Source organism: Butyrivibrio sp. WCD3002 (genome assembly GCF_000424265.1).
In the GTDB taxonomy this organism is placed as follows: domain Bacteria; phylum Bacillota; class Clostridia; order Lachnospirales; family Lachnospiraceae; genus Butyrivibrio.
Window position 1 is genome coordinate 99,862 of the sequence record NZ_AUJO01000005.1, and the last position, 15,007, is coordinate 114,868.

Below are 15,007 nucleotides of genomic sequence, written 5' to 3' on the forward strand. Positions count from 1 at the left end.
TTGTCATACACGCAATTCTATCATTACAGATTACTGATCACTTTCCTAATATTTCCTACACCCTGCATCTGCTTGTAAAGCTCCAAAGCTCTTTCTGCAAGGCCGTCTTCGTAGAGGTTTACGCCGAATACGTCTTCTCTCTTAAGGACTTCCTCGGGAGAGAGGGTCTTGAGCTCATCAAGAAGCGGATCGGGACTCTGCTCGAAGGCATTGCCCTCATCATCGATACCCTCAAGATATCTGAGATATCCTGCGATAACAACAGGAACTACCTTGAGATCTGCTGTGTTAAGTGAAGGATCCTTTCTGTAGGCCTTGATGGTCTCGCCAAAACGGATCGGAAGCTTCTGTGAAGTGTCACAGGCGATTCTTTGCGGTGTATCGGGCATGAAGGGATTCGGAAGTCTCTTTGTAAGGACTGCATCAAGGAATTCCTGAGGTGAAAGCACCTTGGGATCAACCACAACCTTCATTCCTTCGTCTTTTCCAAGGGTGGTAACAAGCTTCTTAAGGTCCGCATCATCCATTTCGTCGTGGATCGTCTTATAACCAAGCATGCAGCCAAAGATAGCAAGGGCTGTATGAAGAGGATTAAGGCATGTGCAAACCTTCATTCTCTCTGTCTTGTCTACGGTTTCTCTTTCTGTGAAAATAAATCCGCCCTTCTCGTAAGCAGCTCTGCCGTTGGGGAATTTGTCCTCAATTACAAGGTACTCGGTCTCCTCGGCATTTACAAAGGGAGCTACGTAGGTGTGCTTTGAGGTTACGATGGGCTCTGCGTTCTCCAGCCCGTCTGCCTTAAGCATCTCCTTAACCGTATCATCCGGACGAGGTGTGATCTTATCGATCATAGTAAGCGGAAATGCCACCAGGGCAGCATCCTGAAGATATGCTGAAAAATCAGCATCGCATTTTCCTGCAGCAGCCCACTCTCCTGCTATCTCAAGAACAGCCTCCTTAAGCTTATCGCCGTTGTGTGAGCAGTTATCCATGCTGACAACGGAAATGGGTAGCTTTCCTGCCTTATATCTCTCAAGGAGAAGGCCTACCACCTTATCCATGTAAGCTCTTGTCTTATAGCCCTTCTCTGTGATTGTAAAGCTTACTATCTGCAAAGAAGGAGCTCTGAAAATCTCACGAAGTCTCTCGATTTCCTTCTCATTTTCCTCATCTAAAATGCAGGATTCTGCGATAGAGCCGATTACCTTCTTCTCAACCGTGCCGTCTGCCTTAAGTGTAGCAAGAATGCTGAGATCATCTGAAGGTCTGTTATATTTTTCAATAATCTCGTAGTCGTAACCTTCAGCAACTATAAGGCCTGTATCTATAACGCCCTCATCCAGCAGCTTTTCACATACATTTGCCTGAAAAGCTCTGAAAATATTGCCGGCACCGAAGTGAATCCATGTGGGATTTTTCCTGGTGTTCTCTATCATCTTCTCTCTGTCGTAGGAAGGAAGCTTGTAGCCCTTCTCTTCCCACGCTTTTGTATCCTTTATTCCTTCATTTGTGAGCTTTAACATCTTCATACACCTCTCTCGTGACTTTTCTCGATTGCTTCCCAGAGACCGTTAATATATGCAGCACCAAGGGCTCTGTCATATAAGCCGTAGCCGGGCATTGCCTTTTCGCCCCAGATCATGCGGCCGTGGTCAGGTCTGATGGGTCCTGTAAAGCCGATATCGTAGAGAGCCTTAACAATCTCGTACATATCAAAGCTTCCGTCTGATGAAAGATGTGCAGCTTCCTCAAAATCTGTAGGTGAGTTGAACTTAAGGTTTCTTACGTGTGCAAAATGAATGCGTCCCTTAAGGCTTCTTATCATGTCAGGAAGGTCATTTTCAAGGTTTGTGCCGTATGAGCCTGAGCAGAAGGTTACGCCGTTGTGCGGGTTATCAACCATCTTCATCATACGGTGGATGTTTTCCTTGTTGATGATGATTCTTGGAAGTCCGAATACAGGCCATGCGGGATCATCCGGGTGAATTGCCATGTTGATGTCGTATTTATCGCAAACAGGCATGATTCTCTCAAGGAAGTACTTAAGATTCTCGAAAAGATCCTCGTCTGTAATGTCCTTGTATTCCTCGAAAAGCTCCTTTACATGAGCAAGTCTGTCGGGTTCCCAGCCGGGCATGATACTTCCGTTTGTATCAGATGAAATTGAGTTAAACATCTCCTCGGGAACCAGAGCATCAACAGCTTCCTGTGTGTATGCAAGAACTGTTGAACCATCTGCTCTTTTTCTTGCAAGCTCTGTTCTTGTCCAGTCAAATACAGGCATGAAGTTGTAGCAAACCATGTGAATGTCTTCTTCACCAAGGTTCTTAAGAGTCTCGATGTAGTTATCGATCAGCTGATCTCTTGAGGGCTTACCAAGCTTGATGTCCTCGTGAACATTAACGCTCTCAATACCTGCAACCTTAAGTCCTGCAGCCTCTACCTCGTCCTTCATGGCCTTGATTCGCTCTCTTGACCATACTTCACCGGGCTTGGTGTCATATAAAGTAGTGATAACGCCCTTTACGCCGGGAATCTGGCGAATCTGCTCGAGAGTTACGGTGTCGAACTCTTTTCCGTACCATCTAAGTGTCATTTCCATAAAAAAAGTACCTCCAACTTCGTATATCTGAAAAATATCAAATCTCGTGATGAGTTTGTCTTCTGCAAATATACTACGTCTTTGGTACTTTTTTTCCAATTGAAAGCCTTGTTATCAACCTTGCAAATCTTGTTATTTATGACATCCGGAGCCGGTATGGATGTCTGCAATAAATGTAATTAGTCAAGATTCAGCTTCTTATCTGTAATCCAGATGCTGGCAACGTACATTACCACTGATGCCACAACACTGATAAGCAGACTTACTACAGTCGTATGTGAGAAATATCTGCCCGGATCTGTGTCATTTTGTAATAGCATACCAAAAGCTCCGGACATCATATTAACTACGAATGAGAATATTCCCATTACGAAGCGGGTAACGAAAAATGCGATAATGGAGCCAAGAATCTTGTGTTTCTGCCACAGCTGTCCGATGCTGATTGAAAAGAAGAATATCAGCATATTGAATACAATAGACATAATTACACTTACAATATATCGAAGTGTACCAAAAACACCTGCTATTCCCAGCATTTCCATAATGCCATACCAGAAATCACCGAAGAACTCCTGAATATCAATAGCTCCATGAACGGTACCGTATAAAAAGAAGCTTCCGGCCAGGAAGAATACACTTGTAGCAAGGCTAAGTGCCATAATAACCTGCCAGATTACCGCTACAAGCATTTTTGCTGACAGGATCTCTGTGGTGGTGGCAGGAAGGGTAAAGGTCAGATAGCCCTCTGCCGTGTAAAGGCTGCGATAATAGTGCACCACATTGAAAACCGTAGTAAGGACTGAGGCAGACACCAATGCAAATATATAACCCACAAGTCCAAGTGTAAGAAGAATTATCAAGGTAGGCGGAAAATCGTCAATTTTACCTGCAACTGCGTATCCCACAATGCCTGCAATTATACCTAGCACTATGGTGATGGCATCTATGGCTAAAAAGTACTTCCATGTAGCCTTAAATTCGTGTTTTAAAAGTTTTCCTAACATCTGTATACCTCCCTAAACAATGCATCTACCGACTTGCCTTCTCTGCTTCGAATCTCATCTACAGAAGCGTGCAGTGCAATCTGTCCATACTGCAGGAAAATAACATCATCAAGCACGCTCTCAACATCTGAAATAAGATGAGTGGAAATCAGGATCGTAGCACTGGGATCATAATTGGAAATAATTGTGTTAAGGATAAAGTCTCTGGCAGCGGGATCTACGCCTGCAATGGGCTCATCCAGGATATAAAGCTTAGCGCGGCGACTCATTACCAGAATCAGCTGAACCTTTTCCTTATTACCCTTAGAAAGTGTCTTCAATTTTGCATCGGGATTGATTTTAAGGATATTCAGCATATTAAATGCACGGTTTATATCAAAATCTCTGTAAAAATCAACGAACAGCGCGAAAATATCGCGAATTGTCATATTGCCGTCAAGATAAGTCTGGTCCGGCAGATAGGAAATTACGCTTTTGGTCTCAACACCGATGTCATGTCCATCTACCTGTACAGATCCTGATGTGGGATGTAAAAGTCCGCACAGAATCTTGATAAGTGTGGTCTTACCACTTCCGTTAGGTCCGAGAAGTCCCACGATATGTCCGCTCTCAAGCTCCAGATTTACATTGTACAGAGCAGTTATGGATTCATAGTTCTTCGTCAACCCCTTGATATCAACTAATTTGCTCATACGCTCACTCCTTCATGCTTTCTTTCACAAGTACCTGAATCTCCTCATTACTGAGTCCAAGTCTCTTCATAGTCTGTAAAAAAACTTCAATCTGCGCTGTCGCCAGCTGTCTCTTCAGTTCATCTATCATGCCTTTATCCTCCGTAATAAATCGACCACTGGTACGTTCTGAATGCATATATCCGCTTCTCTCAAGTTCACTGAGTGCCCGCTGCATCGTATTGGGATTAACCGCCGCTTCTGCGGCAAGATCGCGAACACTGGGCAATCTCTGCCCCGGCTGATAGTAGCCTGAAACAATATCGTATTGCAGATGCTCCACAATCTGTATAAAGATCGGGCGATCTGAGTCAAGATTCCACGACATGGCATTTGCTCCTTTCGATGTATTATTGTATTAACTATTTAATACAATAATACAGGCTTATTTCATTGTCAACTATATTTCGTAAATTTTTACGAAAGAGCTTTATTATGCTAAATCCAGCCACAAAAAAACCGGGAAGCCGTTTAATTACAGCTTCCCGGGTAATAATACAGAATATTCGATTTATTTAACCTTCACGTTCTTTGCCTTGCTCCAGTTGGAGTATACTTTCTCTCCGTTCTTATTAGAAAATGTACGGATTCTGATGTAATACTTTGTCTTGGACTTAAGCTTCTTTATTTTTGTTTTCGTGGTCTTCACATTCTTGATGGTAACCTTCTTGGTCTTATCCTTGCTGAAGGCCTTATCTGTGCTGTACTGGATCTCGTAGCCCTTGATGCCCTTTGCGGTTACTTTCTTCCAGGTCAGGGTGATGGATTTCTTGTCTGCCTTGGGCTTTGAAAGCGTGGTGTTTTTCTGAGTGTTATCGATATTCTCTGTATCAGCAGGTGCCTGAACGCTTTCGCTTACTTGTGTGGTTCTAACTTCAGTTGCAGGTTTATTGGGTTTTACTTCATTTTCTTTTTTACCAGTGTCATCATCTGCTGACTTTATTTTAACCGTGATACATTTAGCTTCTGAAACGTCATAAGCAGGACTACCGACAGTTCTGTACCAGACATAATATGTACCGACGTTTATTTTTCTGGGTATATCATAATCAAAAGAATCACTACGTGGAACCGCCTTATCACTTGCTCCAAGTGCATATTCTACACGTCCTTCAACTGATTTTCCTGCTGTTACAAGCTCCTGTAATTCTCCCGTATATGTAAGATCCTTTGCCATAGGAACTACGTCTAAAGATGGTATGGCTTTAGGGAAAACAAGCTTCTGATAATTAAACATGCTTTTGGCTTCAGAACCATCGTAAATTAGATCCACAGACATGACTTCATCATCTTCAATTTCCCATCCCGTACCATCAAGGGCATTTATTACTCTATTTGCATAAATGGCGTTTTCACCACCTATTGCCACTAATGATTTTACATCTGCGGCAATGGTGATAGTTTTTTTATAATTAAAAATATAAAAGCCAGCTTTCCCACCCTCAGCGGTAACATCTGCATTTCTGCCTATTTCTATATCTCCTTGATCGGATTGAATCGCACCATTGCGAGTTGCTGTAGATGCAACTACTTTAGAATCAATGATGGAAATACCATAATTTTCTTCTTTATAATCTTTCATCATCGCATATATTCCATATGTAGTAGAACCGGCGCTATTCGTAGCTCTTGCGGTAACATCTGCCTTGTTTTTGATCGTAATACTTTTCTCCGCTTCAATAGCAGCATAACCATAAGAGGTACTTGTAGTTGAAACAATAGTACAACCATCTATGTTTATATTCCCATTGCAATAAATCCCGTTTATTTTTTTAGAAGACACGGTTAGCTTTCCTGTTCCTCTGATGTTCAAGCTACAAGCTCCATTTGTATCACTGTCGATAGTTATTCCATAATTATCCGCTTCAATAACATTATCTCCTTTCAGAATAATATTAAATACCGCATTCGTATCATCAGATCTGAATTTAATTCCAAAACGAGAGGTTTTGATATTAAATCCATTAAGGGTAAGCGTTCTTGTGGAAGCATCATAAGACCAAGTATTTCTCTCTACATCTTCAGTTACTGTCTCATCATCAATTTCGAGTGTTTCATAATGTGCCAGTGCCGTCGTCTTAACCCCTACAAACATCACAAGCACCATGGCCATCATTAAAAAATACCTTACTAAATTTTTTGCATTCTCCTTCAAAGTAACTCCCTCCTCTCTCGTTTCTTTCATTAACCATTTACTGAATAATTTACTTTAACCCCCATAAGGAGCCTTTTACTCCACTATTATTATAAAATGCGCATAACAAGACAAAAGTACGAATTATGAACATACTCATTCATAATTCGTACTTGACATTTCTGATAATTTAGATTCTGTTTTTGCTAAAGAATTGTTTAGATTATCTCACTCTTTACTATTGAAAGACGTTCCTGGTCCACAACTTCATCAGTATCGAAGCACTGCGGTATATAGGTGCAATCGCTAATCTGTGCATTCAGAAGATTTTTCGCCCAGGTGCATGCGAGAGCATATCGTCCATAGAGATAATGCATGTGGAAGCCGTCCCTGCATATGGATTTTCCGCCCTTTGCTACGTCAAATTCAGGGTGTTTTCTGATATTCTGTATCACGTCACCGCATGGGATCAGCTGAATATTATATTTATCGGCGATCGCATGATAATTAGCCCTGGAACGATTGTACATTTCCTGCTGGTCGCGGTTATATCTGATGAAACATCCGTGGTCGCTGTCTATCTCGTATGCCCATGTCTGCTGCATGCAGAGCTTTGCGCCGGGAACTTCCTTTTTAAGATAATCAAACATAAGTCCCGTAAACGGCTCATAGGTATCAAACCATCCGCTGTCATGGCTGGACTGCTGGGTTACAATGTAGTCCCAGGATCTGCTATGCAGGACCTCTGAAATGCTCACATATCTGTCTGTAATGACTCCGTTTTCCTGATACTGATATGCCCTTTCATCCCTCTCAATGTTGCTCCAATGGCGCTCTAAAGAGCATCCTCCGATATAAAGATTCACCACATGCACAGAAAGCCCCATGTTTTCACAAATATCATGCAGGTATGCTGTGGCATCTCTGGAAAAACTGTTACCGATCGCCAAAATATTAGTCATATTTATTCTCTCCCATATCGCTTTCTGAAAATTGTTTTTTTGTAAGCATAATTGGCTGACAGCTTCGTGTCAATAAATATCCGCCATTTTTCGCAAAAAGATTGCACAAAATAGAAAAAAGTGATAGAAAGAAATACTGTGCCCCTAAATCGGGTGCAGTTAAGGATGGTTAATTTTTCATGACTAAAGGTTCTATTACAAAAAATTTAATAATGTTCGCTGTTCCGCTTTTTCTCGGACAGCTTCTTCAGCAGTTATACAGCATTGTCGACTCAGTTGTCGTGGGAAATGTTCTGGGTAAGGAAGCTCTGGCCGCTGTCAGCACCACGGGAAGTCTTATCTTTTTGATGGTGGGCTTTATCAACGGCCTGTTCATGGGGAACAGTGTTATTATAGGAAAAAGCTACGGCGCTAAGGACTACAAAGAGGTTTCTAAGGCAACCCATACGGGTATTGCATTTGCAATTCTCATGGGAATTGTAATGACTGTGTGGGGCTATTTTTTCACACCGGTGCTTCTTAGGTGGATGGGAACACCATCTGATGTAATGGATAACTCCGTGTTGTACTTCAAGATATATTTCCTCGGAGGCCTTGGCAATATTCTGTATAGTGCCTGCTGCGGAGTATTTCAGGCCGTGGGAGATTCCAAAAGGCCGCTGTATTACCTTGTTGTCAGCACCGTGGTAAACACTATTCTTGATATTGCATTTGTTAAATACTTTGGCTTTGGAATCGCAGGGGCAGCGCTTGCCACCATAATCGCACAATTTATCAGTGCTGTTCTGGCTTTCGTAAAGCTACTAAAAGTGGATGGTCCCCATAGAATTTTCATAAATAAGCTTAAGATGGATATGAATCTTCTGTGGAAAGAGCTGAAAATTGGAATTCCGACAGGAATACAGAATAGCGTAATCGCAATAGGAAATGTCGTTGTTCAGTCAAATATAAACGCCTTCGGCTCAGCAGCTATGGCGGGCTGCGGTAGTTATTCCAAGCTTGAAGGCTTTGTTTTTCTGCCGATTACCTGTATCTGCATGGCTTTGACAACCTTCGTCAGTCAGAACCTCGGCGCAGGTGAGATTAAAAGAGTCAAAAAGGGTTCGGTTATTGGTTGTGCTATCGGAGTTGGATGCGCAGAGCTTATAGGCGTGGCTATTTTTGCCTTTGCACCGCTTTTCCTGAGGATCTTTTCAAGCGAGCCTGCCGTTCTTGCAATCGGTACTACTCAGGCCAGAACTGAGAGTCTTTTCTTCTTCCTGTTGGCACTAAGCCATTGTCTTGCCGGAATATACAGAGGCGCCGGAAAGACCACCGTACCTATGATTGTTATGCTGTCCAGCTGGTGTCTTCTTAGAATAACCTACATAACAATAATCGTAAGGCTAATCCCGGTAGTTAACGTGATTTTCTGGGCTTATCCTCTGACCTGGTCTGTCAGCACAGTGATTTTTGTAATTTATTACTTCAAGGGAAAATGGATTAAAACAGTCTAAAAAACGGCCCGGATTTTCCGGGCCGATATACTGTCAATATTTACTCATGCATGGTATATTCAGTGTCCTCCGCGATCATATCGAGCATAATCCGGGCGAATCTTTCATCAAACTGAGTACCCATTCCGTTTTTTATCTCACTTATCACATGATCCTGAGGAATTATGTTTCGATAGCTTCTGCGGCTTGTCATAGCATCATAGGCATCCGCAACGGCTATAATTCTTGCTTCCTCGGGAATATCCTCGCCCTTTAGGCCGTCCGGGTAACCTGTGCCATCGTACCTCTCATGATGCCATCTGGCGCCTTTTATTAGGTTAGGCATTTCTGCAATATTACTCAGTATCTTGGCACCCATAACAGGGTGATTTTTTATCTTGTCAAATTCCTCATCATTGAGTCTTCCGGGCTTATTTATTACAGAATCCGGCACTCCGATCTTACCTACATCATGGAGCAGTCCGATCATGTATATCTCTTCCTGACGATCAAGTGAAAAGCCGTATCTCTTCGCGATTTCCTTGGAATAAGCTGCAACTCTTCTTGAATGGCCGTTTGTGTAATTATCCTTGGCATCTATGGCATCAGCCAGCGTCTCAACGATATGGAGAGACATGCTCTCAAGCTGCCTTGTCTTAAGCACAACCTGGCCGTGAAGATCCTTCTGAAAAGCTATAAGCTCAAGCAGATGGGTAACCCTTAGCCTTAGAACCTCAGCATGAAAAGGCTTTCTGATGTAATCCATAGCTCCAAGGGATAAGCCCATTGTCTCGGAAACATCATCATCATTGGCCGTCATGAAAACTACGGGTATTTCCTCAGCCCCTGTCTTTTTTTCCCATTCCCTAAGGAGCTTCATGGTTTCATATCCGTCCATTTCAGGCATACGAATATCCATCAAAATGATGTCTGCAGCATTGGCTTCAAGGTATCCGAGAAGTAGCTTTCCGCTCTTTAAGCAGGTAACTCTGTACCCGCATTTGGACAAGATAGCCTCTGAATTTTTTAAAATCACGGTGTCATCGTCAACAACCACTACGCGTTCGTTCATCCATGATCCTCCACCCTCAAATCAGTTTAGATCAGTATTACAACCTGTTGTTCCATTTTCTGTTTTCGAAAAATTCATCAATAGATGCGATTATGTCTTTTCTGGACATGGTCTTAAGAAGGTAACCCTGGGGCTTTAACCTCATAACATTCATTATGCTCTCCCTGTCGGATTTTCCCGTAAGGAAGATTATGGGAATCTGAGCGGCGCTGACCTCGCTTCGTATCATCTCCATAACCTGGGGCCCGGGAGTAATGGGCATATCATAATCAAGCAGTATCAGATCCGGCAGGTGATGGGCAATGTATGTAATGGCCTGCATTCCTGATTTTACCGCGGTTACCCTGTATTTTTCAGAAAGCCACCCCTGAAACATTCTAAGAGATGTAGGATCGTCATCCACCAGAAGAATGTGTTTTCCACGTTTTTTCTCTTCAGCAATCTGGGAAACATCCTTGAGCTCTTCTGAAACATTTTTAGCATCGAAGGGACGGGTAAACTCCTTAATTATGCATTTTTCCGGAATGTAGCGCTTGACCTCTTCCATCTCAATTTCATAGCCTATAAGACAGACAGGAAGCTCCTTGTCCTCACACAGGTCCTTTAGATAAACAAGAGCATCCGCGGACTCATATATATATTCATCCGCCAGTAACAAGACGATATCAATATCCTCTTTTACCATCTCTATACTCTTAACTATAGGCTCTGCGTGGACGGTTTCAAAGCCATTTTCCATAAGATTGGATTCAAGTGCATAAATCATAAAACCTGCGCCACGGCTAATTATCATTATCCTGGTTGCCATTTACTGCTTCCCCCCATCTAGTATTCCCGGAATAAGATCATAATCATAGTTATCCACTGCTTTCACCAGCTTATCATATCTTTCAGCTTCACTTTCAGGCATTCTGTAGGTACCAAGCTTCTTTATCACCTGCGCCACAGAGTCAAAATCGTAGGACGCACAGAATTCTGAAAGTGTAGTGTATGCTTCTTTTAGCGATTCATCAGTTATAAGCGGTCTGGTATCTTCCTTAGAACTGTCCTCGTCCTTTTCATTAAGTGATTTAAGAGCGGATGCCAGCTTTCTGTATTCTTTAATAAGATCCGGTAATTCCTTCGCCAGCTTCTCTGTATCCTTCGCGTCTCCGGCTTTTTCCAGCGCTGCGGCATGATCTCCAAGAGAAAGTGCGCCGATCATTCGTGATGTGCTCTTTAGTGAATGGACACGAATGGTCAGGTTCTTTAAATCTTCCTCATTCCATAGCTTCTCCAGCTCCTCCGCATTCTTGGCTGCAGCATCAATATACAGCTTAAGCGTCGACATATATGAATGCTTGGAGCCGCAATGGCTTATGCCGGAATTGACATTCAGCTCCGGGATATTATAGATAAACTTCGGAATTTCGGTATTATCTTCATCATTGGCCTCATCCGGAGCTTCAATCTTTTCTTTTGGAATGTACTCAAGTAACAGGTTTTCAAGGCTCTCCGGATTTATCGGCTTAGTCATATAGTCATCAAAGCCTGCCTTAATGTACATCTCACGCATGCCCGATATGGCATTTGCTGTAAGACAGATGATGGGCGTATCGCCATTTGGTGAGTCCGCAATACCATGCATTTCTGTAAGGGTCTCGATTCCGTCCTTTTTGGGCATCATATGATCAAGGAAAATAACATCATAATGTCTTTCCTTGTACAGCGAAATGGCCTCATCTCCACTCTCTGCGGTATCGATATGCATTTTCGTGCGGCTTAACAGGTTAGCAAATACCTTAAGGTTAACCAACGTATCGTCAACCACCAGCACTGCTGCATCCGGAGCTGTGAACTTCTGATGGTAGCCGCGTCTTTCGTTGATAGAGCGCTTGAAGGCTTCTTCGAAATTACCGATTGGATCCCACTTAACCACCTTCTGTTCCAGATTAAAGGAAAAAACTGAGCCCTCTCCGTATTTACTTTCAACCTGAAGCTGACTGCCCATCATGGCAAGGAAGCTCTGGGCTATGGTCATACCAAGGCCTGTACCCTCGATATTGCGGTTTCTTTTTTCCTCGATTCGTTCAAAGGCCTTAAACAGGCGATCCATATCCTCTGGCTTTATGCCTATTCCTGTATCTGCAACCTTTATCTTCAAAATGATAGAATCGTTTTTGTACAGCGGCTTTTCAAAGCCCACAGTAAGGGTTATAGAGCCTTCTTTAGTGTATTTGACCGCATTTGAAAGGATGTTTGTAATGACCTGCTTTATCCTTATCTCATCACCGTTAAGGATGGTGGGAATTTCTCTGTCAATATCAAGCTTAAAAGCAAGCCCCTTGTCAGCTGCTTTCTTCTGAACCATGTTTACAAGGTCGTTCAAAAGGGATACAAAGCTGTAATCCACATTTATTATGTCCATTCTGCCGGCTTCTATCTTCGAGAAGTCCAGAATGTCGTTTATGATTCCCAAAAGAGTATTTCCTGCGGTCCTTATACTCTCGGAATAACTGATGATATTTTCATCCTTACAGTCTCTTAGTACCATTTCGTTGAGTCCCAGAATGGCGTTCATAGGAGTACGTATGTCGTGTGACATGGTGGAAAGGAAGTAGGACTTGGCCGCATTGGCCTGATTGGCCTGCTCTGCAGCGTCCGCCAGTTTATGGTTAAAATTCATAAGAATCAGGAAATTATATACCAGCAAAATTATAAGGCTAACAGATACGGTACCAAGCAAAATCCAGTCAACCACGCGGCTTACCGCCAGGTCCTTTTTGGGAATGTATGCAAGCAGATACCACACCTCCATAGCTTCAAGAGGGGTGTGGGATATCATACAATCCTCACCCTTTGAGTTTTTCATTGTTATTGAGCCGACACCTCCGATTACCTCCTGTTTTATTCGCTGGAATTCCTCGATGGGCACATTGTTGTAGGACTTGAAATATTCAAAGAAATTGGTGTTTTTGAGGGATTTTCCATGAAAAATATAGTTACCTTCTTTATCTACAAGGCTTATCTCAACACTATCATATTCTCCCTTTAGAAAAACCAGCTTTTGCTCAAGATGGTTTAAAGGGACCACCCTCATTAAAAGACCGGTTTTTATTTCCTTTGTATCCGGATCAAGAATCTGCACATAATTCATAAAGGCAATCGACTGTATTCCGTTCTGAGGATTGGTATAAGACCTTGTGATATTGACCACACCGTTAACGTCGCTCACACTGTCAAGATTGTCGAATATAGATATATTCTTGTAAGAAACCGCATAATCACCGGACCCTGACGGATTTTCCGCAGTTGAAATACCGGACCGCTCCGGATCATCCATGAAAATCAGATGTCCTGATATCTCCGGAAGTACCTTGGCCTTTTTGATATAAGACACGATTTCCTCAGGAGTCATGGGAGTACCTGCCTCTGCCGACCGGTTGACATAATTTGACCAAATGTCGCACAGATGCTGCTCATCTTCAAGATAGTTCGTTATGATCTGATTAACTGTGACAGTCATCTTCTCATATTCATCTATGACGTTTTGATTGCTCTCTTCTACCTTGGAATTCGCATATCGAACGATAAAAACCAATATGAATCCAATTATGAGAAGATTGGGAATAATGACCATCGCTTTCTTCACGCGATATCCTCCGAGGTCTCTCATTTATCAGAACCCTGCAAAACAATTGTATCAAAATCACCTGTTATTCCATGCATTTACACCCCTGTCACTCAAAGGTACCATACATTGCAACAGCATCATCAATGCTGATCTCACCTTTTCCAACCTGATAAGCTGCCACTTTTATCTGTATCGTAAGCGGATCTGTGATACCTATAACTTCAGGCGAAATAATACGATCTGCGCTCACCTGTGCAAAAGGTGCATAAACAGCATCAAAGGACAGATCCGATGTGGGAGTCACAAGACGCTTCACCGATGCCATCTGATCCAGCTCCTTATTTGTGATAAGGAAACGCATAAACTCGTTTGTCATATCCAGATTGTCGCTATCCTTGTTAACGGAAAATTCCACAGAAGGACTATCGATAAAATATCCGCCCTTATCAGTCAAAGGGATCGGTGAAAATGTGTAATTAAAGGGGTTTTTGGAAAAAGCTTCAGACTGGGTTTCACGTTTCCTGGTTCCGGACACGGTATCCCCACTGCAGATCATCATCGGTACATCGCCTTCAAAAAAGCGCAGAATTACCTCTGTATAGTTATCCTCGATTTTTTCGCATTCATCAAGATCGATACATCCGCTTTGAACCAGCTTTTCAACCGCTTCCAAGGCAGGGCGCATGTATTCTCCTGCTGCGGGATCGAGATTATTGGCAAGTGTAAGCGCGTCTTTTTTTTCAACGAGATTAGCTACAAACATAGGATATGCAACCGTGTACATGAAACAGCTGGAAGAACCTGCGCTGTAACCCATCATAGGGTTTGAATAGCCCTTGCTTTTGAATTTTTCACACACATCTAAGAGCTCATTCCATGTGGTTGGAACGCTCAGTCCTTCTTTTTCAAAAAGGTCGTTGTTCACCAGCATGCCATAGCTTCTTGAAAAAACCGGCACCATCATTACATGGTTTTCATCATCATGGTAAATAAGGCCTTCGCGAATGCAGCCAAGATTAAGGCCAAGAGCGGAGTCCGACAAATCCTCAGTATGAGTAAAAATGTGACTGTATTTTTCGTCGTCCACCATCGAGGCAAAGGTAAAGAAAATATTGGGCTTATCATCGCCTTCCAGCGCTGTGTCCAATACATTGTTATAGTCATCAAGCTTCACATAGCTAAGCTGAACATTTGGATATATCTCGTTAAATCTGTCAAATTCGGCCTCTAAGGCCTCGAAATTATCATAACTTCCGGCCACAGTTAGACTGCACTCAGTATTTGTATCAAGCGACGGACTGAATTCCCCCTTCGCTTCTTCTGCTTCTTTGCTGCAGGCTGACAACGATAGAACAACGCTTAAAACTAAAAAACTGCAGACAATTTTTCTCATGCTTTATAGCCCCCTCATTTC

Annotated in this window: 12 protein-coding genes; 1 reads left to right on the forward strand and 11 read right to left on the reverse strand. The window is 42.6% G+C overall.

The window, feature by feature from the left end:
- Positions 1-23: 23 nt before the first annotated feature.
- From G608_RS0108000 to G608_RS20440, 7 genes are all read right to left on the reverse strand, one after another.
- Entirely contained in the window at positions 24-1,523 is a 1,500-nt protein-coding gene (locus G608_RS0108000) for a mannitol dehydrogenase family protein (protein WP_026495594.1), read from the reverse strand.
- 2 nt (positions 1,524-1,525) lie between these two features.
- Positions 1,526-2,602: a mannonate dehydratase gene (gene uxuA / locus G608_RS0108005; protein WP_026495595.1), complete on the reverse strand. Its 1,077-nt coding sequence runs from the start codon at positions 2,600-2,602 to the stop codon at positions 1,526-1,528.
- Between the two features lie 179 nt (positions 2,603-2,781).
- Positions 2,782-3,606, reverse strand: coding sequence for a hypothetical protein (locus G608_RS0108010; protein ID WP_026495596.1), 825 nt, complete (start codon positions 3,604-3,606; stop codon positions 2,782-2,784).
- Positions 3,600-4,298 (reverse strand): ABC transporter ATP-binding protein, encoded by a 699-nt coding sequence (locus G608_RS0108015; protein WP_026495597.1) that lies wholly within the window; start codon positions 4,296-4,298, stop codon positions 3,600-3,602. The genes G608_RS0108010 and G608_RS0108015 overlap by 7 nt, the downstream gene beginning before the upstream one ends.
- Positions 4,299-4,302: 4 nt before the next feature.
- Positions 4,303-4,665 (reverse strand): GntR family transcriptional regulator, encoded by a 363-nt coding sequence (locus tag G608_RS0108020; RefSeq protein ID WP_026495598.1) that lies wholly within the window; start codon positions 4,663-4,665, stop codon positions 4,303-4,305.
- Positions 4,666-4,848: 183 nt separating this feature from the next.
- On the reverse strand, positions 4,849-6,492 hold the full coding sequence (locus G608_RS0108025) for a fibronectin type III domain-containing protein (RefSeq protein WP_026495599.1): 1,644 nt from the start codon (positions 6,490-6,492) through the stop codon (positions 4,849-4,851).
- Between the two features lie 197 nt (positions 6,493-6,689).
- The gene (locus G608_RS20440; RefSeq protein ID WP_051209019.1) at positions 6,690-7,433 is read right to left on the reverse strand and encodes a DUF4886 domain-containing protein; all 744 of its coding nucleotides are present in this window, start codon (positions 7,431-7,433) and stop codon (positions 6,690-6,692) included.
- Between the two features lie 179 nt (positions 7,434-7,612).
- Here G608_RS20440 and G608_RS0108035 point away from each other — a divergent pair, with 179 nt between their 5' ends.
- Complete coding sequence (locus tag G608_RS0108035) at positions 7,613-8,929, forward strand: MATE family efflux transporter (protein WP_026495600.1); 1,317 nt, start codon at positions 7,613-7,615, stop codon at positions 8,927-8,929.
- Positions 8,930-8,969: 40 nt separating this feature from the next.
- Here G608_RS0108035 and G608_RS0108040 read toward each other — a convergent pair whose 3' ends face one another.
- The 4 genes from G608_RS0108040 to G608_RS0108055 all read right to left on the reverse strand — a co-directional run bounded on the left by G608_RS0108040 (position 8,970) and on the right by G608_RS0108055 (position 14,986).
- A complete protein-coding gene (locus G608_RS0108040) occupies positions 8,970-9,980 on the reverse strand; it encodes an HD-GYP domain-containing protein (protein WP_026495601.1) in 1,011 nt (336 codons plus the stop codon).
- A 37-nt stretch (positions 9,981-10,017) separates the two neighbouring features.
- A complete protein-coding gene (locus tag G608_RS0108045; RefSeq protein WP_026495602.1) occupies positions 10,018-10,788 on the reverse strand; it encodes a response regulator in 771 nt (256 codons plus the stop codon).
- Complete coding sequence (locus G608_RS20445; RefSeq protein WP_051209020.1) at positions 10,789-13,611, reverse strand: ATP-binding protein; 2,823 nt, start codon at positions 13,609-13,611, stop codon at positions 10,789-10,791. It abuts the gene before it with no gap.
- Positions 13,612-13,699: 88 nt separating this feature from the next.
- Positions 13,700-14,986 carry an ABC transporter substrate-binding protein gene (locus tag G608_RS0108055; RefSeq protein WP_026495603.1) on the reverse strand — a complete coding sequence of 429 codons (1,287 nt, stop codon included), beginning with the start codon at positions 14,984-14,986 and terminating at the stop codon, positions 13,700-13,702.
- Between the last annotated feature and the right edge of the window lie 21 nt (positions 14,987-15,007).